Annotated in this window: 28 protein-coding genes and 1 tRNA gene; 14 read left to right on the plus strand and 15 right to left on the minus strand. The window is 56.7% G+C overall.

Annotated features, from left to right (window positions below; translation table 11 throughout):
- The first annotated feature begins 15 nt into the window (after nucleotides 1-15).
- Entirely contained in the window at nucleotides 16-1,536 is a 1,521-nt protein-coding gene (locus RSE16_03055) for a carboxyl transferase domain-containing protein (protein ID WRH76461.1), read from the plus strand.
- A gap of 5 nt (nucleotides 1,537-1,541) precedes the next feature.
- On the opposite strand, the gene RSE16_03060 is transcribed toward RSE16_03055, so the two are convergent.
- The 4 genes from RSE16_03060 to RSE16_03075 form a co-directional block, all read right to left on the minus strand.
- Nucleotides 1,542-1,808 (minus strand): hypothetical protein, encoded by a 267-nt coding sequence (locus RSE16_03060; protein WRH76462.1) that lies wholly within the window; start codon nucleotides 1,806-1,808, stop codon nucleotides 1,542-1,544.
- 21 nt (nucleotides 1,809-1,829) lie between these two features.
- Complete coding sequence (locus tag RSE16_03065) at nucleotides 1,830-2,057, minus strand: toxin-antitoxin system HicB family antitoxin (GenBank protein ID WRH76463.1); 228 nt, start codon at nucleotides 2,055-2,057, stop codon at nucleotides 1,830-1,832.
- A 9-nt stretch (nucleotides 2,058-2,066) separates the two neighbouring features.
- Nucleotides 2,067-2,960 carry an SPFH domain-containing protein gene (locus tag RSE16_03070; protein WRH76464.1) on the minus strand — a complete coding sequence of 298 codons (894 nt, stop codon included), beginning with the start codon at nucleotides 2,958-2,960 and terminating at the stop codon, nucleotides 2,067-2,069.
- Between the two features lie 113 nt (nucleotides 2,961-3,073).
- Nucleotides 3,074-5,161, minus strand: coding sequence for a M3 family metallopeptidase (locus tag RSE16_03075; GenBank protein ID WRH76465.1), 2,088 nt, complete (start codon nucleotides 5,159-5,161; stop codon nucleotides 3,074-3,076).
- A gap of 135 nt (nucleotides 5,162-5,296) precedes the next feature.
- Between RSE16_03075 and RSE16_03080 the strand changes: the two genes are divergently transcribed.
- The 3 genes from RSE16_03080 to RSE16_03090 all read left to right on the plus strand — a co-directional run bounded on the left by RSE16_03080 (nucleotide 5,297) and on the right by RSE16_03090 (nucleotide 6,761).
- Nucleotides 5,297-6,322 (plus strand): MarR family winged helix-turn-helix transcriptional regulator, encoded by a 1,026-nt coding sequence (locus tag RSE16_03080; GenBank protein WRH76466.1) that lies wholly within the window; start codon nucleotides 5,297-5,299, stop codon nucleotides 6,320-6,322.
- A gap of 47 nt (nucleotides 6,323-6,369) precedes the next feature.
- A tRNA-Val gene (locus tag RSE16_03085) sits at nucleotides 6,370-6,445 on the plus strand.
- A gap of 55 nt (nucleotides 6,446-6,500) precedes the next feature.
- On the plus strand, nucleotides 6,501-6,761 hold the full coding sequence (locus RSE16_03090) for a hypothetical protein (GenBank protein ID WRH76467.1): 261 nt from the start codon (nucleotides 6,501-6,503) through the stop codon (nucleotides 6,759-6,761).
- A gap of 21 nt (nucleotides 6,762-6,782) precedes the next feature.
- On the opposite strand, the gene RSE16_03095 is transcribed toward RSE16_03090, so the two are convergent.
- The gene (locus tag RSE16_03095; protein ID WRH76468.1) at nucleotides 6,783-7,382 is read right to left on the minus strand and encodes a TlpA family protein disulfide reductase; all 600 of its coding nucleotides are present in this window, start codon (nucleotides 7,380-7,382) and stop codon (nucleotides 6,783-6,785) included.
- A gap of 16 nt (nucleotides 7,383-7,398) precedes the next feature.
- On the opposite strand from RSE16_03095, the gene argH reads away from it, so the two are divergent.
- Genes argH through proC form a run of 5 tightly spaced genes read left to right on the plus strand, consistent with a single transcriptional unit; the run spans nucleotide 7,399 to nucleotide 11,947 of the window.
- A complete protein-coding gene (argH, locus tag RSE16_03100; protein ID WRH77287.1) occupies nucleotides 7,399-8,769 on the plus strand; it encodes an argininosuccinate lyase in 1,371 nt (456 codons plus the stop codon).
- Nucleotides 8,766-9,077, plus strand: coding sequence for a hypothetical protein (locus RSE16_03105; GenBank protein WRH76469.1), 312 nt, complete (start codon nucleotides 8,766-8,768; stop codon nucleotides 9,075-9,077). Before argH ends, RSE16_03105 begins: the two co-directional genes overlap by 4 nt.
- Before the next feature lie 10 nt (nucleotides 9,078-9,087).
- Nucleotides 9,088-10,356: a diaminopimelate decarboxylase gene (gene lysA, locus RSE16_03110; protein WRH76470.1), complete on the plus strand. Its 1,269-nt coding sequence runs from the start codon at nucleotides 9,088-9,090 to the stop codon at nucleotides 10,354-10,356.
- 6 nt (nucleotides 10,357-10,362) lie between these two features.
- Nucleotides 10,363-11,148 (plus strand): siroheme synthase, encoded by a 786-nt coding sequence (locus RSE16_03115; GenBank protein WRH76471.1) that lies wholly within the window; start codon nucleotides 10,363-10,365, stop codon nucleotides 11,146-11,148.
- On the plus strand, nucleotides 11,141-11,947 hold the full coding sequence (gene proC, locus RSE16_03120) for a pyrroline-5-carboxylate reductase (protein WRH76472.1): 807 nt from the start codon (nucleotides 11,141-11,143) through the stop codon (nucleotides 11,945-11,947). Before RSE16_03115 ends, proC begins: the two co-directional genes overlap by 8 nt.
- 57 nt (nucleotides 11,948-12,004) lie before the next feature.
- Here the strand turns inward: proC and RSE16_03125 are convergent, their stop codons facing one another.
- The 9 genes from RSE16_03125 to RSE16_03165 all read right to left on the minus strand — a co-directional run bounded on the left by RSE16_03125 (nucleotide 12,005) and on the right by RSE16_03165 (nucleotide 18,026).
- Nucleotides 12,005-12,724: a cell wall hydrolase gene (locus RSE16_03125; GenBank protein WRH76473.1), complete on the minus strand. Its 720-nt coding sequence runs from the start codon at nucleotides 12,722-12,724 to the stop codon at nucleotides 12,005-12,007.
- Between the two features lie 169 nt (nucleotides 12,725-12,893).
- A complete protein-coding gene (locus RSE16_03130; GenBank protein WRH76474.1) occupies nucleotides 12,894-13,211 on the minus strand; it encodes a DUF1491 family protein in 318 nt (105 codons plus the stop codon).
- A gap of 48 nt (nucleotides 13,212-13,259) precedes the next feature.
- Nucleotides 13,260-13,727, minus strand: a complete 468-nt coding sequence (locus RSE16_03135; GenBank protein ID WRH76475.1) for a PTS sugar transporter subunit IIA — start codon at nucleotides 13,725-13,727, stop codon at nucleotides 13,260-13,262.
- 90 nt (nucleotides 13,728-13,817) lie between these two features.
- The gene (gene raiA, locus RSE16_03140; GenBank protein WRH76476.1) at nucleotides 13,818-14,393 is read right to left on the minus strand and encodes a ribosome-associated translation inhibitor RaiA; all 576 of its coding nucleotides are present in this window, start codon (nucleotides 14,391-14,393) and stop codon (nucleotides 13,818-13,820) included.
- A gap of 44 nt (nucleotides 14,394-14,437) precedes the next feature.
- Nucleotides 14,438-15,157, minus strand: a complete 720-nt coding sequence (gene dnaQ / locus RSE16_03145) for a DNA polymerase III subunit epsilon (protein ID WRH76477.1) — start codon at nucleotides 15,155-15,157, stop codon at nucleotides 14,438-14,440.
- Between the two features lie 19 nt (nucleotides 15,158-15,176).
- The gene (gene coaE / locus RSE16_03150) at nucleotides 15,177-15,791 is read right to left on the minus strand and encodes a dephospho-CoA kinase (GenBank protein ID WRH76478.1); all 615 of its coding nucleotides are present in this window, start codon (nucleotides 15,789-15,791) and stop codon (nucleotides 15,177-15,179) included.
- Complete coding sequence (aroE, locus tag RSE16_03155; protein WRH76479.1) at nucleotides 15,788-16,597, minus strand: shikimate dehydrogenase; 810 nt, start codon at nucleotides 16,595-16,597, stop codon at nucleotides 15,788-15,790. Before aroE ends, coaE begins: the two co-directional genes overlap by 4 nt.
- Nucleotides 16,594-17,196, minus strand: a complete 603-nt coding sequence (locus RSE16_03160) for a Maf family nucleotide pyrophosphatase (GenBank protein WRH76480.1) — start codon at nucleotides 17,194-17,196, stop codon at nucleotides 16,594-16,596. The genes aroE and RSE16_03160 overlap by 4 nt, the downstream gene beginning before the upstream one ends.
- Entirely contained in the window at nucleotides 17,193-18,026 is an 834-nt protein-coding gene (locus RSE16_03165; GenBank protein ID WRH76481.1) for a pyruvate, water dikinase regulatory protein, read from the minus strand. The genes RSE16_03160 and RSE16_03165 overlap by 4 nt, the downstream gene beginning before the upstream one ends.
- 309 nt (nucleotides 18,027-18,335) lie before the next feature.
- On the opposite strand from RSE16_03165, the gene hemE reads away from it, so the two are divergent.
- The 5 genes from hemE (at nucleotide 18,336) to RSE16_03190 (ending at nucleotide 22,777) form a co-directional block, all read left to right on the plus strand.
- On the plus strand, nucleotides 18,336-19,370 hold the full coding sequence (gene hemE / locus RSE16_03170) for a uroporphyrinogen decarboxylase (GenBank protein WRH76482.1): 1,035 nt from the start codon (nucleotides 18,336-18,338) through the stop codon (nucleotides 19,368-19,370).
- 23 nt (nucleotides 19,371-19,393) lie between these two features.
- Nucleotides 19,394-19,837 carry a CopD family protein gene (locus tag RSE16_03175; GenBank protein WRH76483.1) on the plus strand — a complete coding sequence of 148 codons (444 nt, stop codon included), beginning with the start codon at nucleotides 19,394-19,396 and terminating at the stop codon, nucleotides 19,835-19,837.
- 186 nt (nucleotides 19,838-20,023) lie between these two features.
- Entirely contained in the window at nucleotides 20,024-21,280 is a 1,257-nt protein-coding gene (rho, locus tag RSE16_03180; GenBank protein WRH76484.1) for a transcription termination factor Rho, read from the plus strand.
- Between the two features lie 149 nt (nucleotides 21,281-21,429).
- Nucleotides 21,430-22,173, plus strand: coding sequence for a TerC family protein (locus RSE16_03185; GenBank protein ID WRH76485.1), 744 nt, complete (start codon nucleotides 21,430-21,432; stop codon nucleotides 22,171-22,173).
- 10 nt (nucleotides 22,174-22,183) lie between these two features.
- Nucleotides 22,184-22,777, plus strand: coding sequence for a GNAT family protein (locus RSE16_03190; protein ID WRH76486.1), 594 nt, complete (start codon nucleotides 22,184-22,186; stop codon nucleotides 22,775-22,777).
- Nucleotides 22,778-22,780: 3 nt separating this feature from the next.
- On the opposite strand, the gene RSE16_03195 is transcribed toward RSE16_03190, so the two are convergent.
- Nucleotides 22,781-23,491, minus strand: coding sequence for a dienelactone hydrolase family protein (locus RSE16_03195; protein ID WRH76487.1), 711 nt, complete (start codon nucleotides 23,489-23,491; stop codon nucleotides 22,781-22,783).
- Nucleotides 23,492-23,565: the final 74 nt, after the last annotated feature.

Below are 23,565 nucleotides of genomic sequence, written 5' to 3' on the forward strand. Positions count from 1 at the left end.
GCTAGCGTAGCAAGCATGAGTTGGGAAACAGAGATTGCGCAGCTGCGCGCGCGCGAGGCGTTGGCCGAAAAAATGGGCGGCGAGGAGAAGCTCGCGAGGCAGCACGGGCAGGGCAAGCTTGATGCGCGCGAGCGGCTGAAGCGATTGCTCGATCCCGGCAGTTTCCGTGAAATTGGCAAGATTGCCGGCAAGGGCAGTTATGACGCGGCGGGCGAGCTTGCCGATTTCAGCCCGTCCAACTTCATTTTCGGGCGCGGCAATGTGAACGGCCGTCCCGTCGTAGCCAGCGCCGATGATTTCACCGTGCGCGGTGGTGCGGCCGACGCAGCGCTGCACCGCAAATTCATCCAGTGCGAGAAAATGGCACATAGCATGGGCCTGCCGCTGATCCGGATGATCGACGGGACGGGCGGCGGCGGATCCGTAAAGACGCTGGAGGATACTGGCTACACCTATGTGCCGGTCACACCGAGTTGGGACGATATTATCAAGAATCTTGAAACGGTTCCCGTCGTCGCGCTCGCGCTTGGCCCCACGGCGGGCATGGGTGCAGCGCGCACCGTAGCGAGCCATTATTCGATCATGGTGAAGGGTCTGTCCCAGATCTTTGCCGCCGGCCCAGTAGTGGCGGCACAGATTGGCGAGGAATTGTCGAAGGAGCAATTGGGCGGAAGCGAGATTCATGCCCGCAACGGGGTGGTCGATGAAGAAGTGGCGAGCGAGGATGAGGCCTTTGCCTATGCCCGTGCCTTCCTGTCTTACCTGCCATCACAGGTCGGACAACATGCCGCACGCACCGTGCCGCACGATCCGGTTGATCGACGCGATGAAAAGCTGCTCTCCATTGTACCGCGTGAGGACAAGCAGGTCTATTCGATGCGGGCCGTCATGGCGTCGGTCTTTGACAGCGGCAGCGTCTTTGAAATGGGCCGCCGCTGGGGGCGGGCGGCAATCACCGCCTTTGCGCGGCTTGATGGTTGGCCGGTTGCAGTGCTGGCCAGCGATCCGACCTATCTGGGCGGATCATGGGAAGCCTTGACGTCGCAGAAAGTGAAACGCTTTGTCGAACTGGCTGGCCAATTCCAGATGCCTGTCGTGCATCTGGTTGATAATCCCGGTTTCATGATCGGGCTGGAGGCTGAACGCAGCGGTACCATCCGCTATGGCGTCGAGGCGATGAACGCAGTGTATAAGGCGACCGTTCCCTGGGCCAGCGTGATCGTGCGCCGCGCCTATGGCATTGCCGGCAGTGCGATGTCGAACGGCGAACGGTTCCAATATCGGTTTGCCTGGCCGAGCGGCGACTGGGGATCGCTCCCCATCGCAGGTGGGCTGGAGGCAGCATATAAGTCAGAAATCGCAGCAGCGGATGATCCAGCAGCGAAGCTGGAAGAAATCAAGGCGCGGCTGAATGCGGTGACTTCGCCTTTCCGAACAGCGGAAAAGTTCAATGTCGAGGATATCATCGATCCGCGTGATACACGGCCGCTTCTGTGCGAATTTGCAGGGCTGGCCTGGGCGAAGCTGGGCGCCTGACCACCCTAATCGCCTGACCCCCGACCACCCCTGCGCCATTTCCAGCCGCCCTCGGTTCGTGCGGCATATATTGGCATTGGCGCCAGCGCGATGATCAATATCGCCGGCAGCATCACAAGCGGCCTGTCCGCAAGCAGAAGCGATAGGCCAACAATCATGGCCATGTGCGAAAGTAGCAACACCCAGCCCTGCCATTTGAAGGGCAGGCCCGCGCCATAGCCAAAACGCTTTGCCCGAAACCATGGGCCTTTATCACGCAAATGATGCAACATGCGGATCTCCTTCAGCCAAGCCTATTCATAGCCCGACGCTTCTTTGAGCGCCGGTCGTCCCCGTTTCGGTTTATCACTGACCACGACCTTCACCCCACGCCGTTCCAGTGCCTCGCGCAGCAGCACTTCGATCTGTGCATTGGCACTGCGGAAATCGGCCGCTGCCGCCCGCTCGATCGCGGCATGAAGCGCGGGATCGAGACGGAGCGGGAAGGCTTTTTTCGCTATCGGCTTTGGAGAGGCAGGCATTGCGTTCTGCTATTGATAGAGCGAACCGGCATTCACGACAGGCTGGGTATCCCGCTCTCCGCAGAGCACAACCATCAGGTTCGATACCATCGCTGCCTTGCGCTCGTCGTCAAGATGAACAACGCCCTTGTCGCTCAATTGCTTTAGCGCCATTTCGACCATAGAGACGGCGCCCTCGACCAGTTTCTTGCGCGCAGCGATCACTGCCTCGGCCTGCTGGCGGCGCAGCATCGCCCCGGCAATTTCCTGCGCATAGGCAAGATGCGTAAAGCCGCATTCGTCAACGGTGATCCCCGCGACCGCAAGCCTTTCCATCAATACGGTGCGCAACTCAGCACCGACTTCATCATGGTTGCCACGAAGCGTGACTTCCTTATGCTCAATATCGTCATAGGGATAACGCGAACCGATGGTGCGCACCGCTGCCTCAATCTGCGCCAAGACAAAGGCCTTATAGTCATCGACATCAAACAATGCCTGCGCGGTATCGGTAACCCGCCATACCACTTGTGCCGCAATCTCGATTGGATTGCCGCGCAAGTCGTTGACCTTAATCTTTTCCGAAATCAGGTTGTTCGCACGCAGGCTGACCTTCGCCTTGATCATCCACGGCCAAACCCAACGCAGCCCTTCATTGCGATCGGTGCCCTTATAGGCGCCAAACAGGGTTAGCGCGACGCCCTGATTGGGTTGGATCATGTAGAAACCGGCGGAGATAAATAGGAAAACGGCAATGCTGGCAGCCATGCCGATGAAATCCGCATTTGGGTCATCCGCAATGATCGGCCCCATAGCCCAGACAAACCAGCCGATGCTGAGCAGCATAAGCAACAACATCAGATAGCCATTAAAACTCCGCGCCACATTCTCGCGGCTCGCATTCAATACAACCGAATCAGACATGATCGCCTCCAAATAAATATGATATCATATTTATATCGTTTTTGGCGTCGGACAAGACGAATCGGAGCGATGCATGATTGGGAAAGAAAAAGGGCGGGAAACCCGCCCTTTTCTTATTCAGCTGGAACCGGAAAGCCCCGCTTTTTCATGATGTATTTCACATCCGGGTCACGGCCGCGGAAGGCACGATAGGCCTCAATCCGATCGCTTTCATTGCCGGTCGACAACAGCATCGAACGGAAGCGCTCTGCGGTCTCCTTGTCCCAGACATCACCCTTTTCGGTAAAGGCAGCCCAGGTATCGGCATCCATCGTTTCGGACCAGAGATAGCTGTAATAGCCGGCCGAATAGCCATCATCGGCGAACAGATGGTTGAACTGCGGCAGGCGGTGCCGCATCACCATTTCCTTGGGCATGCCAATCTCGCCCAATGCCGTCTTTTCAAAGGCGCGTGGATCGGTCACTGGATCAGTCCGGTTGTGGAGCATCATATCGAGGATTGCGCTCGACAGATATTCAACCGTCGCAAAGCCTTGATTGAACGTATCACTGGCGCGGATCTTGTCGACCAGCGCCTGCGGGATCGGTTCGCCCGTCTGGTAATGCTTGGCATAGGTGTTGAGAATATAAGGCGTGAGCAACCAATTCTCATTCACCTGGCTGGGATATTCCACAAAATCGCGGGGGGTATTGCCAAGGCCGGGCCAGGTAATGTCATAATTGAGATAATGAATCGCGTGGCCAAATTCGTGAAACAGCGTTGATGCATCGTCAATGCTGATCAGCGTCGGTGTTCCGCCAGCGCCCTTCACAAAGTTATTATTGTTCGACGCAAGCGTGATGTCGCCATGTCCCGAAAGCTTGTTCTGGCTGCGATAGGTGGTCATCCACGCACCGGAACGTTTGCCCGCGCGGGCGAAGTTATCAAGGTAGAATAGGCCGATCACCTCGCCGTCACGCTTGACCTCGAACGTACGGACGTCCTTTTCAAACACCGGAACCGTGCCGGTGTTTTCAGTGAAGCTCATACCGTAAAGCCGACCGGCCGCATCGAACATGGCGGCAACCATCTGATCAAGCTGGAAATAGGGTTTGATCTCATTCTGATCGAGATCATATTTCGCCTTGCGGACCTTTTCCGCATAATAGCGATAGTCCCAAGGCTCGATCGTGATCGCGGCATTTTCCTTGTCGGCGACGGACTGCATGTCGGCCACCTCTTCCTTGACGCGCGCAACGGCTGCCGGCCAGACCTTCATCATCAGATCCATCGCACGATCGGGTTCTTTCGCCATCGTATCTGCCATACGGAAATGCGCGTGCGTCTTGAAACCGAGCAGCTCGGCGCGCTGTTGGCGGATTTTCAAGATCTCGGCGATAGTCGCATTAGTATCATTCGCATCGCCATTGTCGCCGCGCATAACGAAGGCGCGCCAGATTTTCTCACGCAGGTCACGGCGGGGCGAGTTTTCAAGGAAGGGCTGGATCGCCGAACGCGTGTTCGCCACTGCCCAGCCCTGCTTGCCTTTCGCTTCCGCGGCAGCCTTAAGTGAGGCAACAAAACTGTCGGGTAGACCCGCAACATCTGACGGGTCGGTCAGCAGGATATAACTTTCCTCGTCGGCCAGCACCTTGTTCTGGAACTGCGAAAATTTCTTCGCCAGCTCGGTTTCATAGCCGATCAGCTTTGCCTTTTGCTGGGCATCGAGCCTTGCGCCGTTGCGCACCAACCCTTCATAGGTACGTTCGAGCAAGCGCATCTGGGCCTTGTCCAGCCCGAGGCTGTCACGCTGCTGATACAGATATTGCACGCGCTGGAACCAGCGGGCGTCGAGGTTCAGTTCGTTGAAAAAAGCGCTGAGTTTCGGTTCCCAGTCGGCCTGGATCTTACGGATTTCAGGGTTGGAAAGGTTGGATGAATGAACCCCCCAAAGCGCAAACAGACGTTCCATATGCGCGCTCGAAAGCTCGCTCGCTTTGATCGTATTGTCGAAGGTAATCGGCGCCGGATTGGTAAGGATAGCTTCGAATTCCGCCTTGGTGCGCTTCATTGCGACATTGAAGGTAGCCGGAAAGTCCGACGGCTTCACCTTATCCCAAGGCGGCACGCCATCATAAGGGCCGGTCCAGGGATCAAGCATCACAGAGCCGGCATCGGCAGCTGGTGCTGCAGCCGTACGTGCCTCAACAGCGACCGGCATGGCTGCCCCCGTCAGTAATGCAATTGCCAATGGCCATGACTTCATTCCTTTGCGCACAGTTTCTCTCCTGAAACAGGTACCGCAGCAGCCGGGGTACGGCCGTTGCCACCAATGTTCGATACTTAGCGCGGTGGCATGCAACTCGCAAAGCGGCAAATTGCGCTGGACAACCGGCTCCATAATGGAGAGATGTGGTGGCGGGTGGTGGTCCACAAGAGTCATTATGGCTCTGACAATATTTTGAGGACCCACCTTTTCATGTCCGATCATTTCAACGCCCGGCCACGCATGTCTGCTGCCGTTATCGCAACACCTGCGGCGCGCCTGCAGGAGCTGGAAACACTAGCGCGAGAATGCGGCTGCCTGCTGCGCCAGTTTGGCGAGGAATGTGATTTCCTTTTGGTCGCCCGATCATCCGAAACGGAGCCGGATGTGCATGTATGGAGCGATATTGCCAATTATCTGGACATTCATGACACCGAGGCACTGGTATGGTCCGATCTTGACGCAATTGATGCTGCTTATGCTGCATTGCCGGCGGGCAGATGCCATTTCTTTATCGACACGGCAGACTGGCAAGCGGTGGCAATCTTGAGCGGGATCGGGCGGCGTTTGCAACGGTATAAGGTGCATGAAGGTGGCCAACAGGATGAAACTGTGGCGTTGCACCGGATCAGCAGCGAGCTTGCCGATTTTGCCCGCACTCTGGCGCGTATCGCCGAACAGGAGGAGGCAGGATCAAGCAGCGTGCGCGACAAGCCGGTCGGCTTTCGGCCAGCGCCACAAGGCTTGCTCGACAATATGGTCAAGGCCAAGGCGCGACCACGCAACATCCGAGCGATGATCAAGCTGCGCCGGATGCGTGACCGCTTTTTTGATCCCGCACTTTTCGCCGATCCGGGCTGGGACATATTGCTCGATCTTTATGCAGCGCAGGATGAGGGCAAGGCGGTATCAGTTTCCAGCCTGTGCATCGCCGCCGCAGTGCCACCGACAACCGCGCTACGCTGGATCACCAACATGACAGAGGCCGGATTGCTGATTCGCGTCCAGGATCCGGGCGATGCGCGCAGGGTGTTTATCGAACTGTCACCCGATACGCGCCAGCAACTGGAAACTTATTTCGAAGCCGCATCTGCGATGAGCGGAGTGGCGATTTGACTTGCACGCAGGCACGGGCTTTGGCAAAGCGCCTGCCGGAACCTGAAGGGCGCTTAGCTCAGTTGGTAGAGCATCTCGTTTACACCGAGAGGGTCAGCGGTTCGAGCCCGTTAGCGCCCACCAGGTTTCCCGATCGCCGTTCATATGACGGTAAGGTTCAAAGAGGCAGATTATGGGCATGGCAAACAGGGCCCGAATTGCAAATGGGATATTGGCAACTGCGCTGATCGCGGGCTTTTCCGTGCCCGCCGCTGCCACACGCGGACCCACACAAACCGCCTCTGCTGAACCCTTCACCCTCGTCAAGGAAAAGGGCGACAAGGAAAGCACGGCTGACGCGAAGCTTCCGACGGGTTGCCGACCTATTGCAAAAAATCTGGGCGACACCCGACCCACGCGCAACACCAACTGTCTGAAACCGCGTCCGATTCTGATGTAGTGTCCAGCCTAGGGGGGGGGATCAAACCGCTTCGTCGAGCAGTTTCTTTACCTCTGCATCATCCCATTCGACACCGCCAATAATCCGCCACACTTCGCGACCCTTGCTGTCGTAGAGGATCGTCAGCGGGAGCACCACCGCACCGCCCACCGCACCTGAAAGCCGGTTATCGGGATCGGTATAGGGCTCCAGATTGGCAACGCCCGTCGCATCGAAAAAGCTTTGAACAGGCTTCAGTCCCTGCAGATCCTGCGAAACGGCGATCACCGACATCTTGCCCTCTTCAAGTTTGGCAAGCGCATCAAGCGTCGGCATTTCTGCTTTACACGGCGCACACCAGGTCGCCCAGATATTCACCAGAAGCGGCTTACCGACAAATTCGGAAAGCGAAACCTCTCCCGCCTCTGCATCGGCGAAGATCACGTCGGGTGCCGACCGCCCCGCAAATTCATAGCTGAGTTCAGCCTTCAGCCCGCTCTCACTGACCAGCCCGAACCCTTGTTTTGCAGCCTTTCCAGTGGCAGCGGGTTCCGCTTGCTCCTTCGGCGCGCTTTGCCTATCGCAAGCGCCAAGAAACAGCGGCAAAGCAATCAGAAGGGATCGGAAGATTACCCGCGACACAACAAACTCCAGTAGCATTTGGGGCGGACGGTTCGGTGCCGGCCCGGCAGATGTCATGCGCGAGATAAACGCGTCTATCCCGGTCGACAAGCGACTTTGGCAGCAGGATATTGCGGGCAGCATCGCCCATGCCGCAATGCTTGGCACACAAGGCATCATCACCGCCGAGGATTCGGCCGCAATCATCGCCGGCCTCAAAACGATCCAGCAGGAATATGCAGCGCAGGGCGTTCCCGAGCATATCGAGCTTGAAGACATCCATATGCAGGTCGAAACCCGTTTGCGCGAACTGATCGGCGATGCCGCCGGGCGCCTGCACACCGGACGTTCGCGCAATGATCAGGTTGCAACCGATTTCCGCCTTTGGGTACGGGAAGCCTGTCGCGAGATGGACCGCGCGCTCAAGGCGCTGCAAGTCGCCCTTGTCGATCGCGCAGACCAGAATGCCGACAGCATCATGCCCGGCTTTACCCATTTGCAGGTAGCCCAGCCGGTAACACTCGGCCACCATCTGATGGCCTATTATGAAATGACCAAGCGTGATCGCAGCCGCTTTGCAGATTGTGCGCGCAGGCTGAACCGCTCGCCGCTCGGATCAGCAGCGCTGGCAGGCACGTCCTTCCCGATCGATCGCGAAGCCACTGCTTCTGCCCTTGGTTTTGACGGGCCGACCGCGAACAGCATGGATGGCGTATCCGACCGCGATTTCGCAATCGAATATCTGGCCTGCGCAGCGCAGGCAGCGATTCATCTTTCGCGCCTGGCAGAGGAAATCATCCTTTGGGCGTCGCAACCCTTTGGGTTTATCAAGCTGCCCGACCAATGGTCGACTGGCAGTTCGATCATGCCGCAAAAGCGCAACCCCGATGCCGCTGAACTGGTTCGCGGGCATTGCGGGCGGATCATCGGTGCCTTTACCGGCCTGATGATCACGATGAAGGGTTTGCCGCTGACCTATTCAAAGGACATGCAGGACGACAAGGCACCTTTATTCGAGGCGCATGATCTGCTCGACCTCAGCCTTGCAGCGATAACCGGCATGATCGGAGAGGTCGTTTTCAACACTGACCGAATGCGCACTGTTGCCTCCACCGGATTTTCGACCGCAACCGATCTGGCGGACTGGCTGGTGCGCGAACATGGCGTTCCTTTCCGTGAAGCACACCACATAACCGGTGCAGCAGTGAAATTGTGCGAGGCGCGAGGCGGCGAACTGGAATTGCTGACAGCGGCCGATCTTGGCGGCATTGATCCCCGTCTGGCCAATGCCCAGCTGCCCGATCTTTCGGTCGCAGGGTCAGTAAACAGCCGAACCAGCGCTGGCGGCACTGCCCCGCTTCGGGTAAAGGAAGCGATCGCGGCCGCGCGGAAGGAATTGGGATCATGACTCGGACGAACAAGTTGCTGATTGCCTGCTGTGCCCTGGCTGCACTTGGCGGGTGCGGCAAGGTTGGCGAGTTGCAGCCAAAGGCAGGTCAGGCAATGCCAGACAAGGCCTATGGCCAAAGTGAACCCGCCACCGCCGACACATTGACCACCCCTTCGGTTCAAGCGCGGCCTGGCCGCAGCGATGAATTGATGCGCAGGTCAGAACGCCGCCGTGACGATCCGTTTGATCTGCCACCGGGTGCGGACAACACAAAAGACGAAACACCGCCTGCAAATTCAGAACCTAAAGACAAGACACCGGACTGACGCTTCTTCCATGGATTATTTTCAGATTATTGATGGCGTGATGCACGTCGAAGACATGCCGCTGACCCGCATTGCGGAGGATGTGGGATCGCCAGTCTATGTATATTCGCAGGCAACGCTCATCCGCCATGCCCAGGTTTTTCGGGAAGCACTGACCAAGGCAGGCATCGCCAATCCCCATATCGCCTTTGCAATCAAGGCTAATCCCAACCTTGCCGTACTGAAAGTATTGGCAGGCGAAGGCTATGGCGCCGACGTTGTGTCAGGCGGCGAAATGCGGCGGGCCCTAGCCGCCGGAATTCCGGCCAAGGACATCGTCTTTTCGGGCGTGGGCAAGGATGATGCGGAAATGGCTGCCGCGCTGAAGGCCGGCATTGGCCAATTCAACATCGAGTCCGAAGAAGAAGGCCGCGATCTTGCTGCCCTTGCCGAAACATTGGGCCTGCGCGCCGATGCGGTGCTGCGCGTCAACCCTGACGTCGATGCCCAGACCAACGCCAAGATTTCGACGGGCAAGGCGGAGAACAAGTTCGGCATCGGACTGCACCAGACGCCTGCCATCTATGGTCGCCTTGCAGCCCTGCCAGGATTGAACATGCGCGGCGTGGCACTTCATATTGGGAGCCAGCTGCTCAACCTCGAACCGCTGGAAACCGCGTTCGGCAAGATCGGAAAGCTGATTACCAACCTGCGTAATGCCGGCCATAGCATTAGCCATGTCGACCTCGGCGGCGGTCTAGGCGTGCGCTACAAGGAAGGCGACGTTCCGCCGCATCCGGATGAATATGGAGCGATGGTTGCCCGTGCGACCAAGGATTGGGGCGTACAACTGATGTTCGAACCGGGCCGTGTGATCTGCGGTAATGCCGGCGTGCTGGTGACCAAGGTGATCCGCGTAAAACCGGGTTCGGGGAACACACCCTTTGTCATCGTCGATGCGGCAATGAACGATCTTGCCCGCCCAGCGCTCTATGATGCTTGGCATGATTTCGAGGCGGTCTCGCCAACAGGCGACCGTTTCACCGCCAACATCGTTGGCCCTGTTTGCGAAACCGGTGATACTTTCGCGATGGGACGCGAGATCGACAAGGTAATCGCGGGTGATCTTGCAATCTTTCGCACTGCCGGTGCCTATGGCGCGACGATGGCGAGCACCTATAACAGCCGCGGGTTGGTCCCCGAAGTATTGGTGAGCGGTGATCGTTATGCAGTCGTCGCCGAGCGGATCGAGCCGGCAACGATCCTTGCCGCCGAACATGTGCCCGACTGGCTTGCCTGACCCCCGATGGACCAACTGCCGCTTTTCCTGAATGTCAGGGGCAAGCCCATTATCCTTGTGGGCGAAGGTGAAGCGGCCGATGCAAAACGGCGACTGATTGAACGTGCCGGCGGGCACTGCGTATGCGAAGAATCGCAAAATGCCCGCCTCGCCTTTGTTGCGATCGAGGATGAATTGCTGGCCAAAGCTGCCAGCACCCGTTTGAAAATGCGCGGCTTGCTGGTCAATGTCGTCGATCGGCCGAAACTGTGCGACTTTACCGTGCCTGCAATTGTCGACCGCGATCCCTTGCTCGTCGCAGTTGGAACCGGCGGGGCGTCAGCGGGGCTGGCAAAGATGGTGCGCCAGGCAATCGAACGGCTGTTGCCCGCACGTCTTGGCGAACTGGCCCTGCGCCTGAAAAGTGCCCGCGATGCCATGCGACTGCGCTGGAACGAAGGTGCAGAGCGACGGCGACGCCTCGATGCAGCACTGGTACCGGGCGGCTTACTCGATCCGCTCGACGATGATTCGGCCGATAGGGTCGATAGCTGGCTGGCATCGGACACCGTGCTGCACCCTTCACGTGTGGTGACAATTGATCTGCACTCCTCCGATCCAGACGATCTGACACTTAAGACCGCAAGGCTTTTGGGGCAGGCTGATCATTTGTTCGTCGATGGCGAGATAGGCGAAGCACTGGTCAACCGCGCGCGCGCCGATGCTGCACGCCATGAAGGCCCGCCCTCCGATCCACCGCCGCCGGGACTTGTCATCCATTTGCGGCTGCGCCACGATCCGCGACATGACTGATCTTTCGCCTGATAATCCTCTGCTTTTCTTTGGTTGCGGCAATATGGGCCGCGCGATGCTCGACGGTTGGCTGCGCAGCGACATCAACCCCGCTGCCTTCATCATCGTCGATCCGGCAGCGGCAGATTACCCCGCTGGCGTACAGCATTTCACCGATGCCGCTTTATATGCCGGACAGGTCAGCACAGCGGTGATCGCGGTGAAGCCGCAAATGTTCCCACAATTGGCACCGCGCCTTTCGGCCCTGTTGCACCCCGACGCCCGCGCGATTTCGGTGATGGCAGGTGTACGGCTCGACCAACTCGCCGATGCCCTCCCCGGACGGCAGATCATTCGGCTGATGCCCAATCTTGCGGCAGCACTTGGCAAATCGCCATTGGGTTTATGCGCAGCGCAACAGGCAGCAGAAAGCCGGTTAGCCATAGAAGAGCTGGTGTCGCCTTTGGGTACGCCAGTGTGGATAGAGGATGAAGCGCTGATGGACGCCGTCACTGCGCTCGCAGGGTCGGGGCCGGCCTTTGTCTATCGCTTTATCGAGGCACTTTCGCGCGCCGGCGAAGCGCTGGGTCTAGATCCCGACATTGCATCGAAGCTGGCAATGGCAATGGTCGATGGCGCGGTGGACCTTGCGGCTAACTCGGACCTCTCACCGCAGGAACTGGCGACACGCGTAACCAGCCCGGGTGGAACGACTGCAGCAGGACTGGCGGTTCTGGACGCAGACGAGGCACTGGCTGTGTTGGTCGGCGATACCTTGCGCGCGGCGCGGGATCGCGGTGTGGAACTGGCCAAATCCTAAAGAAAAAGGGCCGCAACTTTGCAGCGCGGCCCTCTTATCATTCCGAAAATCGGCCAATCAGCGGTAAAAAACATGATTGTCTACGGCGCCCATCCGCTTCAGGCGCCAGCCCGGTGAGACATGGCGGGCGTGAAAGAACAGCGCGCCTTCAACAGGGCTTTGCCAGCTGGCGTCGCGCGCGATCTTGCTGATCGCGACGGCATTGCGCCAGTGGCGGCTGTCCATGTTGATCGATGGCATCCGTCCGCCACGAACAAATGAGAATTGGCTGGGCTGGTAAACCACGCCGCAGATCGTGCTCGGAAAACGGCCCGATTGGGTCCGCGCAATCACGACACGGGCGACAGCAAGCTGGCCTTCAAGCGATTCGCCCTTTGATTCAAAATAAACCGCCGATGCCAGGCACTGTTCTTCCGAACCAAGATCTTCGGCTGCACCATGGGCCTCGACCAGGTCGGCAAGGCTGTCAGCATTGAGGATTTTTTCGCCTTCTTGCGCGGGTGCTTCGGCTTCAGCGTGAACTGAAGGCACACCGGTTCCAGGCGTAAAGATGATTTCGCTATTTTTGGGAAGCGATGCCGAGACCGGTTCGATGCTGGCTGCATCGCGCACCGCAGTGTCGGCTGCGAGGACATTGGCATCGACGTGGATTGTTTCCGTCGTCAGAGCCTCGCTATTATTGGCGCCATAGGCAAAGCCGGCGTCCGAATAAGCCGCTCCGCCGATAAGCATGAGCGACAACACCGCAGCAGGTGCGGTTTTAAAAAGGATTTTCATTCATCTGGTTCGTTGTGCGGCTGTGGAGCCAAAGACGCGCTGTTGGTACTCGAATATTATTGCGTCTAATCTTCCACGTCCGACTTGCGTGTTTACCCTGTTCCACCCCAGAACGTATGGGCAACCTTCGCTATTCGTGAGCCGCCTCTGATTGCGCGGCGGCGTAAAGTCAACTTATCGCTGCCAGAATGTCGGTGAAGCGTTGTGCAAACGGGACGTCCAGTTCGATAATCCATATATCGGGGTCCCGGCTAGCAAGGCGCTGGCAATATTTGGAAATATATTCATCAGAATCAATATCTTGATGCACAATTTCGCGCCATTCCCGGGTAGCGGATGAACCGGGAACAGGTTCGAAAATTGTCGGATTCTCGCCCTTTTCACGTCTTATGATCATCAGCGAACCCGCTTCTGGATCACCTTTGCGGATCACCATAGCAAAGCCGCCATGCGCTTCCGCCTGGCGTCGTAATGCCGACACCAGCATGTGCGCCGCCAGCCGTGGTTCGATCATTTCGTAAACAGCCAGACTTCGTCAGGCCGCATTGCGTTCCTCAATGGGGGAAAGCAGCGCGAACAGCGCCGACGCGTCACTCGCGCCGCGCAATTGGGCGCAACTGGCTTCGTCGCGGAACATCCGCGAGACCTCGGCCAATGCCTTCAAATGTGCTGCCCCGTCATTGATTGGCGAAAACAACGCAAAGGCGAGATCGACAGGTTCGTCATCGACGGCGCCATAATCGATCGCACGCGCAAGGCGGACAAAAACGCCTGTCGGCGCCTCGAGACCTTCGACCTTGCAATGCGGGATAGCAGTACCACCGCCAAAACCTGTCGGCCCAAGACGTTCACGCTCTAACAGGCCTTCATGCGCCGTCGAAGAATCGACACCGTAATTCTGCGCCGCGAGAGCCGCCAATTGTTCCAATAGTCCATTTTTATCAGCACAATCGATGTCAGCGAGCACCGCGCCATCGACTAGCCGCGAAGAAATGCGAATCATTATTTCACCCCATTGCTTCAGCGACCCCCCGCTGAGGCAATTTCTAAGCTATTGATCCCTAATGTGAAACTTTATGAACTGGGTCGAATTCTAGGGTGTGGACTTCGGTTCAACCCAACCGATCGTGCCATCTTCGCGGCGGTAAACCATATTATGCCGGCCAGTTCCAGCATTTTTGAAAAGAAGTGCCGGAGTGTTTCGCAGATCCATTAACATCACGGCATCAGAAACCGATGCTTCCGGAATGTCGACGCGCATTTCGGCAACGATCACAGGCGCCTCTGGAGGGGGCGCTTCGGCTTCGATGTCCCCGGCATCAAACACCGTATAGGCGGCCTCTTCCATCGCGAGTGCATGCGCCGTCTGCGAATGGCGGTTTTGCAGCCGTCGCATATAGCGGCGCAGCTGCTTCTCAATCTTTTCAGCAGCACTATCAAAGGCAATACGCGCCTCGTTGGCCTCGCCCCGGCCCTTAAGGATCAGCCCTTGCATCACATGGGCAACAATATCGCAGGAAAACTTGTCGTGCGGTGCACGGCCGAATGTCGCTTGCGCGGAGATGGCCTTCGAAAAATATTTGTCGGCAATCGCCCCCAAGCGGGTTTCGACATGGGTTCGCAGTGCTTCGCCTGTTTCCAACTGGTGCCCCGAAACCCTTATTTCCATGGTTCTTCTCCTCATATGGGCACCGCGACAAACGGTGCGATCAATCAACTGTGCGCTTTCTCCCGACGATTCTGGTCGGTCCAGATTGCGTCCTTTAAACTGTCAACAAAGGCTCGATGGCGTTCAAGCTCCTCTGGCAATGGCTGAAACAGCCGTGGTTGCCGAAAAGGACGGTCGCTTCGCACCAGCGAAACCCGCATGGTCTCGACCACCATCTCGCTGCCCGCATCATCGGCAAGGCCAAGGCCGATCTGGCGGCCACCGGTCAGTTCGATGTAAAGCTGGGCCAAAAGTTCGGCATCAAGCAGCGCGCCATGCTTGGTCCGGTGGCTGCGGTCTATGCCGTAGCGGCTGCATAGGGCATCAAGCGAGAGTTTCGCGCCGGGGTGCTTGCTGCGAGCCATGGCAATCGTATCGACCATGCGACCCATGTCGACAGGTGGGTGACCGCACCGGCCCAGTTCCATATTGAGGAAGCCGAAGTCGAAACTGGCATTGTGCGCGACCAGCGGGCTATCGCCGATGAATTCCAGCAGTTCCTGCGCCTTGCTCGCAAAAAGCGGTTTATCGGACAGGAATTTGGTCGAAAGGCCATGCACAGCCTCTGCACCTGCAGGCATATCGCGTTCGGGATTATAGTAGCAGTGGAAGGTTGCACCGGTCATCACCCGGCCAACCATTTCGATGCACCCAATCTCAACCATCCTGTCGCCGGAGAGTGGGTCGAAACCCGTGGTTTCGGTATCGAAAATGATTTCTCGCATTCTAATAACTCATATCGGCTTATTCTTTTGAGTCTGCAAGGTCGTCGCGTAATTTTTTGATCAATGCACGCACCTGTTCGCGTGTTTCCGCAATCGAAACGCCGGTATCGATGACATAATCGGCGCGTTTGCGCTTTTCGGAATCGGGCATCTGCAGTGAGAGGATATGTTCGAATTTTTCGACCGTCATTCCTTCACGCGCCAAGGCGCGGCGGCGCTGCTGATCAGCCGGAGCAGAGACAACGACGACCTTGTCTACACCTGCAGCACCACCTTTTTCAAAAAGCAGCGGAACATCGAACAGCACAATCGGTGCATCGCGGTGCTTCTCCAGAAATTGTGCGCGCATCACGCCAACAGCAGGATGAATGATTGATTCCAACCGGGCCAGTTTTTCACGGTTGCCCAACACAATCGGGCCGAGTTTCTGCCGGTCGACACCGGCCAGCCCAGTCGTCCCGGGAAAAGCTGCCTCAATCTCGGAAACGAGCGCACCGCCCGGCCCCTGCAACAGGTGTACCGCAGCATCAGCATCAAAATGGGGGATAGCTTCGTCAACAAAGATCTGCGCCACGGTCGATTTACCCATGGCAATCGAACCAGTGAGACCAAGAACCAATGGTTTCCCCGTCATTTGAGCAACAAATCGCGCAATTCATCCTCACAATCATCAGGTGGGGCCTGACCAAAGAAGAGTTCAAACGCCACCGCTGCCTGGCCGATCAACATATCAAGGCCGTCAATGGTTGCGAGGCCACGCTGGCGCGCCGCGGCAAGCAAGGGAGTTTCAATGGGGGTGTAAACAATATCATAGACCAGCGCATCTTCAGGGAGTGGCGACAGATCCAGGTCGAGCGGCAGTTGCCCCACCATTCCCAAAGGACTGGAATTCACCAGTAGGTCAGCAGGCGGCAAGGGCTTATCCATCTGGAGCACCTGTCCCTTCAACCCGAAATGGCTGAGCAGTGCCGCCGCTTTCAACGGACTGCGCGCCATAATCGTCACCGTTCCGATGTCAGCCTGCGCAAGCGCAAACAAAATCGCACGCGCCGCACCGCCCGCCCCTACAACAATGGCATTGCGATGCGCCCAATCATCCTCGCTGATTGGCGCAAAAAAGCCCGCAGCATCCGTATTGGTGCAGAGCAGATCGCCATCACCCGATCGGAAAACGGTATTGGCAGCACCTATCGACTCTCGCACCCCACCCGGATCGGCTACGAAATCGAGTGTTGCGACTTTGTGCGGTAGCGTGATGTTGCAACCACGCCATTGATCATCGCTGCGCCGCGTGTGAAAATAATCGCCTAACGCTTCTGCGGTCACATGATGGGCGCGATATTCGGCTGCGACGCCTAGTTTTTTTAGCCAAAAGCCATGAATCAGCGGGGATTTGCTATGTTTAATCGGGTCGCCGATAACTTCGGCATATGGCGTCATGACAGCAATTCCTTTCGGTCGCGCAGGAAGGCAAGAAGGGGAAGAAGGGGAAGCCCGAGAATATCGAAATGGTCGCCTTCGATCCGGGTAAAGAGTTGCGCACCCTCTCCCTCGATCTGGTAACAACCGACGCAGTGGCGGATGCCATTCCAGTTCCGTTCAACATAGGAATCGATGAAAGCATCGCTTAGTTTTCGGACATTGAGGCGCACAATCCCGACATGGCGCCAAACCGGTACGCCGGCAGCGGCAACAACAGCCGCACTGAAAAGGCGGTGCGACTTTCCCGACATTTCGGCCAATTGCGATTTCGCCATATCCGGACTTTGCGGCTTGTCGAAAAGCGGGCCATCATCAAGCGCCAGCATTTGGTCAGCACCGATGACCAGTGTTGCGGGAAATTTGGTCGACATCTTAGTCGCCTTGGCTTCGGCAAGGGCATCCGCCATGTCACGCGGCGACAGGCCGTCGGCGGACAGAGCGTCTTTCAACGCCTCTTCATCGACCATTGGCGCCATGGCGTCAAAAACCAACCCCGCATTTTTGAGCATCGAAACGCGCGTAGCGCTGATCGATGCAAGAATCAGAGGTGTCGTCACGGGATTTGCTCCAAGATCCGGCCCTGTCGTTCGTTGAACAGATTGATGATTGCAGCTGCGCTTTCTTCGATCGACCGCCGTGTCACATCGATCACCGGCCAGCCATTGTCGGCAAAGATGCGCCGGGCATAGGAAATTTCAGCCTTCACCTTGTCTTCATCAACATAATCGGTGTCCGGCGCCTGATTCAGTGACAGCAGCCGGTTGCGGCGCACCTGCACCAATCTGTCCGCACTTGTGACAAGCCCGACCACCATCGGACGTTTCAGCGTATAGAGCGCCGCAGGCGGGGGAGATTCCGGCACTAAAGGAATATTGGCGGTCTTATATCCGCGATTGGCGAGGTAAATGCTGGTCGGGGTCTTTGACGTGCGCGAAACGCCTGCCAGAAGGATGTCGGCCTGTTCCCAATCCTGATGATTCAGACCATCATCATGCGCGATAGTGAACTGAATCGCCTCAACCCGCGCAAAATAAGCGGCGTCAAGGGCATGTTGCCGGCCAGGGCGGGCCTTGGCCTGCTGACCCAAGACAGCGGAGAGGGCATCGGTAACGGCATCGAGCGCGGCAACAGTGGGCAATCCTAATGCCCGGCACCGGTCTTCCAGCTTCGTGCGCATCGTACCGCTGACCAGGGTGAACAATACAAGCCCAGGATTGGCCGCCACATCGACCAGGATGCGTTCAAGATGCGCTTCAGAGCGGACCATCGGCCAGAAATGCTTTACCGTTTCAACTTCATCGAACTGGGCCAGCGCCGCCTTGGCGATATTCTCCAGTGTTTCCCCGGTGGAGTCGGAAAGAAGGTGTAGATGGATACGGTTTTGCAAATCTCAGGTCCTTGCGGGACAGTCTTGTGGGGTAGCTGGGGATAAATCAAGGGATGAAACGGTGGGCAGCTTTTCTACCCAGATCGTACCAGTTTCATCCTTCGATTCGGGCACAGACAATCCACAAGCGAAACCATCATTCCACAGCCTGTGAATAACGGGGATGAATGTAATCGAATCGTGCCACTGCAAGCAACGGCAGGAGTCAATATGTTGGCAAAACAGGCATTCCCCCCTAAAGGCGCGACTTACCCACAGACCATCATCTGTCATCATCCTTATATAAATATAGATATTATTGGATTCTCCATGGCGACCGAAACTCCACAGCGCAAATTGCTCGCGACGCTGCGCGGTCAAAAATTCGATACGCCACCAATATGGTTGATGCGTCAAGCTGGGCGTTATCTGCCCGAATATCGTGAACTGCGCGCACAAAAAGGTGGGTTTCTGGAACTTGCCTATGATAGCGATGCGGCCACAGAGATTACACTGCAACCCATTCGCCGTTTCGGTTTTGACGGAGCGATCTTGTTTTCGGACATTTTGGTCGTGCCGCATGCCATGGGACAAGATTTGTGGTTTGAAACGGGCGAGGGACCGCGGCTTGCGCCCAAGCTGGCCGATGCTGATTGGCAAGATTTCACGCCGATGCCGCAGCGGCTCGACCCGGTGATTGAAACCGTGCGTAAGGTTCGGGCGGCACTACCTGCGGAAACCACCTTTCTCGGCTTTGCAGGAAGCCCCTGGACAGTTGCAACCTATATGGTTGCAGGCCAGGGCAGCAAGGATCATGCAGAGGCAAGGGCGATGGCCTATGCCGATCCATCGCGTTTCGGTGCGTTGATCGATGCCATTGTAGGTGTGACAATCGATTATCTCTCGCGGCAGATTGCGGCTGGGGTTGATGCTGTCCAGTTGTTTGACAGTTGGGCGGGATCATTATCGCCGGCTCAGTTCGAACGATGGGTGATTGCGCCAAATGCTGCGATTATCGCCGGATTGAAGGCGCGCCATCCCGATACGCCGATCATCGGCTTTCCAAAAGGTGCGGGTGGCAAATTGCCGGCATATGCGCGGGAAACCGGCGCTGATGCGATCGGGCTTGATGAAACGGTCGATCCGATTTGGGCAAATGCGTCACTGCCACAGGGAATGCCTGTACAGGGCAATCTTGATCCATTGGCATTGGTTGCAGGCGGAGACGCGCTTGAAGCTGCAGTGAAGCAGATATTGACGGCATTCCCCGATCGACCCCATGTCTTCAACCTCGGTCATGGAATTGTGCCGCACGCGCCCATTGCGCATGTCGAAAAATTGCTTAGCTTGGTGCGTGAGGGATAAGTCTTTTCTCGGAAATCCCATAAATGGCGGAAACAATTGCAGTGCTCTATTTTTGGCTGAAATCGGCGCATCTGATCTTCGTGATATTCTGGATGGCCGGCCTGTTTATGCTGCCCCGCTTTTTCGTCTATCATCAGGAAAGTGCGGAAGGGTCTGAAGAGGCGGCACGTTGGGTCGAGCGTGAAAGGCGTCTTCTCAAGATCATCCTCAACCCGTCAATGGTAATTGTTTGGGTTCTTGGTTTGCTGCTCGCATGGCATATTTCGGCCTTTAGCGAAGGTTGGTTCCATGCGAAGTTGCTCGCGGTCCTGGGCCTTTCGGCCTATCATGGCTGGATGGCCGGTTATGCCCGGAAACTTTCAACTGGCGAACGTCCCTTGGCGGGAAAGACGCTGCGGATTTTGAATGAGGTACCGGGTATTGCGGCTGCGCTTATTGTGATCCTTGTAGTCATCAAACCTTTCTGACCTTGTCGGGATCATGGCGGGTTATGTCCGCGCGGTTTGACAAAATTGCGAAACTACCCTACCCAGCGTTCCAAGCCCGTTCTGGGCGTGAGGCGCATTTCGATAACAACGCGCCACCAAACTTTTCCATAATGATCCGGTAGTTTTTGACGCCGGCAGTCTGTCCATTTGAGCGGAACATCGCACATGCATTTGAAAGAATTGAAGAACAAGAAGCCTGCTGAATTGGTTTCGATGGCCGAAGAGCTGGAAATCGAAGGTGCTTCGACGCTGCGCAAGCAGGATTTGATGTTCGCTATTCTGAAAGAATTGGCCGAAGATGGCGAGCAGATCATGGGCGTCGGCACAATCGAAGTGCTGCCAGACAGTTTTGGTTTTCTTCGTAGTCCCGAGGCTAATTATCTCGCCGGTCCTGACGATATCTATGTCTCCCCCAACATGGTGCGCCAATTTGGCCTGCGGACGGGGGATACAGTTGAAGGCGAAATCCGTGCGCCCAAGGATGGCGAGCGCTATTTTGCGCTGACCAAGGTTTTAAAGGTCAATTTTGATGATCCCGATGCTGTGCGGCACCGGGTCAATTTCGATAATCTCACCCCGCTCTATCCCGACCAGAAACTGACACTCGATGCCACCGACCCGACGATCAAGGACAAGTCGGCACGCGTAATCGATATCATATCGCCGCAGGGCAAAGGACAGCGCGCATTGATTGTGGCGCCGCCACGTACCGGTAAGACCGTGTTGCTGCAGAATATCGCGAAAGCGATTACAGACAACCATCCAGAGGTTTTCCTGATTGTCTTGCTGATCGACGAGCGCCCCGAGGAAGTCACCGATATGCAACGCAGCGTGAAGGGAGAGGTCGTGTCCTCAACCTTTGACGAGCCTGCAACCCGCCACGTTCAGGTCGCCGAAATGGTGATCGAAAAGGCAAAGCGCCTTGTGGAACACAAGCATGATGTTGTGATCCTGCTCGACTCGATCACGCGTCTTGGTCGCGCCTACAACACTGTCGTTCCGTCATCGGGTAAGGTGTTGACCGGCGGTGTCGACGCCAACGCATTGCAGCGCCCCAAGCGTTTCTTCGGTGCTGCCCGTAATATCGAAGAAGGCGGTTCACTTTCCATCATTGCGACTGCGCTGATTGATACCGGCAGCCGTATGGATGAAGTGATCTTTGAAGAATTCAAGGGCACAGGCAATTCTGAAATCGTTCTCGACCGCAAGGTCGCGGATAAGCGCATTTTCCCTGCTTTGGACGTCGGTAAATCGGGTACGCGCAAGGAAGAGTTGCTGGTCGAGAAGGACAAGCTCACCAAGATGTGGGTGCTGCGCCGCATTCTCATGCAAATGGGTACAGTCGACGCGATGGAATTCCTCCTCGACAAGATGAAGGATTCCAAAACCAACGAGGATTTCTTCGACTCGATGAACCAGTAAGTGGTTCCTATCGCGGCGGAGTGTTGAGTGGGCGGCAAAGCCGATGCACCGACGATAATCTCGTTGGGCGCGCGGAACAATTGCATCCCAAACTTGCTTCCCCAGAACGATAATCCTATGCCCACGCTGTAAATTTCGGGGAAACAATAGTGCTTGATGTGATATTCGCGACGGCTGCGGCTGTGCCGTCCTTGGGTGGTCCCGCCGACATATGGGCTGCGATCGTCAAAGATTTTTCTAACATCACCAGCCCGTCGGCTTTCACCGCATTTTTGCAGGTGTTGATGATCGACATCGTGTTGGCCGGCGACAATGCCATCGTCGTGGGCGCATTGGCCGCAGGTCTGCCTGCGGACCAGCGGCGCAAGGTGATCATGATTGGTGTGCTCGCGGCTCTGGTGCTGCGCGTCGCTTTTGCCCTGATGGTAACATGGTTGCTTGGGTTGATCGGGCTGATTTTCGCAGGTGGCATTCTGCTGCTGTGGGTAGCCTGGAAAATGTATCGTGAAATCGGCGCGAGCCATTCCGATGATTCACCTGGTTCACCCGAAATCGAAGGTGATGAGAATTCGGGCATAAAGTCTGCCAAGAGCTTCTGGGGCGCCGCCTGGGCCGTCGCCCTCGCCGACGTGTCGATGAGCCTCGACAATGTTCTTGCGGTTGCAGGTGCGGCCAAGGACCATCCGGGCATCATGATCGTTGGTCTGGTCTTTGCTGTCGCGCTCATGGGTGTCGCTGCGAATATCATCGCCAAATATATTGAGCGCTATCGCTGGATTGCTTGGTTCGGCCTTATCGTGATTGTCTATGTTGCTATCAAAATGATCTACGAAGGCTGGATCGACCCGAATCTAGGTGTCGGTCGCTATGTCTATGCGATGATCGGCGGATAGGGCCGGTCAGATGGCAGGCCCTTGGACCGACCAGCCGGTTTTGGAGGGTCGCCATATATTGCTGCGGCCCATGGTTCGCAGTGATGGACCTGCGATCGTTGATGCTGCTAGCGACGGTAAATTGTGGGAGTTGTTCTACACCGTTGTACCTGGGCCAGAGTCGATAAATGCTTATTTGGATCGGGCCGAACGCGAGCAAGGCTGGGGCCGGATCATGCCTTTTGCTGTGATCGAAAAGGCCTCTGGTAATCTTGTTGGTGCCACGCGCTATATGCGGATGAATGCGCCGCATCGCCGTTTAGAAATCGGCACGACCTTTTATGCGAGCCGGGTTCAGCGTTCGCCAATCAATAGTGAGGCAAAGCTGCTTCTGCTTACGCACGCCTTTGAATCGATGAATTGCGTTTGCGTGCAATTTCGCACTGACCATTTCAATTTCGCTTCGCAACGCGCGATCGAACGGCTGGGTGCCAAGCGCGACGGCTTGATCCGTAACCATCAGATTATTGACGGCCGCGTCCGTGACACACTGCTTTATTCGATCCTCGCCAATGAATGGGAGGGCGTGAAGCGTAATCTGCAGATGAGGTTGTCGCGCGGCTGAAGCCTAGCCCAGATGCTCCGCGAAAAATGCAACCGTGCGCGAATCTGCGAGCTGCGCGCCAGATTCATCACGGCGGTTGCCCATTTCAGCGGCAAAGCCGTGATCTAGTCCCTTATAGTCGTGTAAGACGACTTTAGGATGTGTGTCCAGACCAGCATGGATCGCTGCCTGCGCTTCGGGACCAACAAAATGATCGGCTGTCGGAATATGCAGCATCAGTGGATTGGCAATCGCATGGGATTCGTCGAGCATAGTGTCGATCATGACGCCATAATAGCCGACCGATGCGTCGATATCGGTGCGCGCCGCAGCCATATAGGCGAGGCGACCACCTAGGCAGTAACCGACGCAACCTACCTTTTGCACCGCAGGCGCACCGAGCTCTCCACGACGGATGGCGTGGATGGCCGCTTCGATATCTTTGACCCCGTCATTGGGTTCATATTGCCCGAAATAACCGAATGCTTCCTGCAACTGCGTCTCTACGTCGGGATCAAGTTCAACACCGGGGGCAAAACGCCAGAAAATGTCAATGGCGACAGCAAGATAGCCCGCGCCCGCCCATTTGTCGCATTTCTGCCTTATGCCTTCATTTACACCGAAAATTTCAGGGATAACAATCATTGCGGCTTTGGTTTTGCCTGTCGGTTTCGCAATATAGGCGTTGAACAATGCGTCTTCATCAAATGCGCGGATCTTGATCATTTCACCCATGATTGTGCACTCCTGCTATCAAAAAATTGCCGACCGCGCTTATGGCACTATAGTGCCTTCTACAATCGGGTTAT

The organism is Sphingobium sp., from assembly GCA_035196065.1.
Lineage (GTDB): Bacteria > Pseudomonadota > Alphaproteobacteria > Sphingomonadales > Sphingomonadaceae > Sphingorhabdus_B > Sphingorhabdus_B rara.

Coding starts and splice junctions, on each gene's coding strand:
- RSE16_03055 (WRH76461.1), top strand. CDS start 16: ATGAGTTGGGAAACAGAGATTGCGCAGCTGCGCGCGCGCGAGGCGTTG.
- RSE16_03060 (WRH76462.1), bottom strand. CDS start 1,808: ATGTTGCATCATTTGCGTGATAAAGGCCCATGGTTTCGGGCAAAGCGT.
- RSE16_03065 (WRH76463.1), bottom strand. CDS start 2,057: ATGCCTGCCTCTCCAAAGCCGATAGCGAAAAAAGCCTTCCCGCTCCGT.
- RSE16_03070 (WRH76464.1), bottom strand. CDS start 2,960: ATGTCTGATTCGGTTGTATTGAATGCGAGCCGCGAGAATGTGGCGCGG.
- RSE16_03075 (WRH76465.1), bottom strand. CDS start 5,161: ATGCCGGTCGCTGTTGAGGCACGTACGGCTGCAGCACCAGCTGCCGAT.
- RSE16_03080 (WRH76466.1), top strand. CDS start 5,297: ATGCAACTCGCAAAGCGGCAAATTGCGCTGGACAACCGGCTCCATAAT.
- RSE16_03090 (WRH76467.1), top strand. CDS start 6,501: ATGGCAAACAGGGCCCGAATTGCAAATGGGATATTGGCAACTGCGCTG.
- RSE16_03105 (WRH76469.1), top strand. CDS start 8,766: ATGACTCGGACGAACAAGTTGCTGATTGCCTGCTGTGCCCTGGCTGCA.
- lysA (WRH76470.1), top strand. CDS start 9,088: ATGGATTATTTTCAGATTATTGATGGCGTGATGCACGTCGAAGACATG.
- RSE16_03115 (WRH76471.1), top strand. CDS start 10,363: ATGGACCAACTGCCGCTTTTCCTGAATGTCAGGGGCAAGCCCATTATC.
- proC (WRH76472.1), top strand. CDS start 11,141: ATGACTGATCTTTCGCCTGATAATCCTCTGCTTTTCTTTGGTTGCGGC.
- RSE16_03125 (WRH76473.1), bottom strand. CDS start 12,724: ATGAAAATCCTTTTTAAAACCGCACCTGCTGCGGTGTTGTCGCTCATG.
- RSE16_03130 (WRH76474.1), bottom strand. CDS start 13,211: ATGCTGGTGTCGGCATTACGACGCCAGGCGGAAGCGCATGGCGGCTTT.
- RSE16_03135 (WRH76475.1), bottom strand. CDS start 13,727: ATGATTCGCATTTCTTCGCGGCTAGTCGATGGCGCGGTGCTCGCTGAC.
- raiA (WRH76476.1), bottom strand. CDS start 14,393: ATGGAAATAAGGGTTTCGGGGCACCAGTTGGAAACAGGCGAAGCACTG.
- dnaQ (WRH76477.1), bottom strand. CDS start 15,157: ATGCGAGAAATCATTTTCGATACCGAAACCACGGGTTTCGACCCACTC.
- coaE (WRH76478.1), bottom strand. CDS start 15,791: ATGACGGGGAAACCATTGGTTCTTGGTCTCACTGGTTCGATTGCCATG.
- aroE (WRH76479.1), bottom strand. CDS start 16,597: ATGACGCCATATGCCGAAGTTATCGGCGACCCGATTAAACATAGCAAA.
- hemE (WRH76482.1), top strand. CDS start 18,336: ATGGCGACCGAAACTCCACAGCGCAAATTGCTCGCGACGCTGCGCGGT.
- RSE16_03175 (WRH76483.1), top strand. CDS start 19,394: ATGGCGGAAACAATTGCAGTGCTCTATTTTTGGCTGAAATCGGCGCAT.
- rho (WRH76484.1), top strand. CDS start 20,024: ATGCATTTGAAAGAATTGAAGAACAAGAAGCCTGCTGAATTGGTTTCG.
- RSE16_03190 (WRH76486.1), top strand. CDS start 22,184: ATGGCAGGCCCTTGGACCGACCAGCCGGTTTTGGAGGGTCGCCATATA.
- RSE16_03195 (WRH76487.1), bottom strand. CDS start 23,491: ATGGGTGAAATGATCAAGATCCGCGCATTTGATGAAGACGCATTGTTC.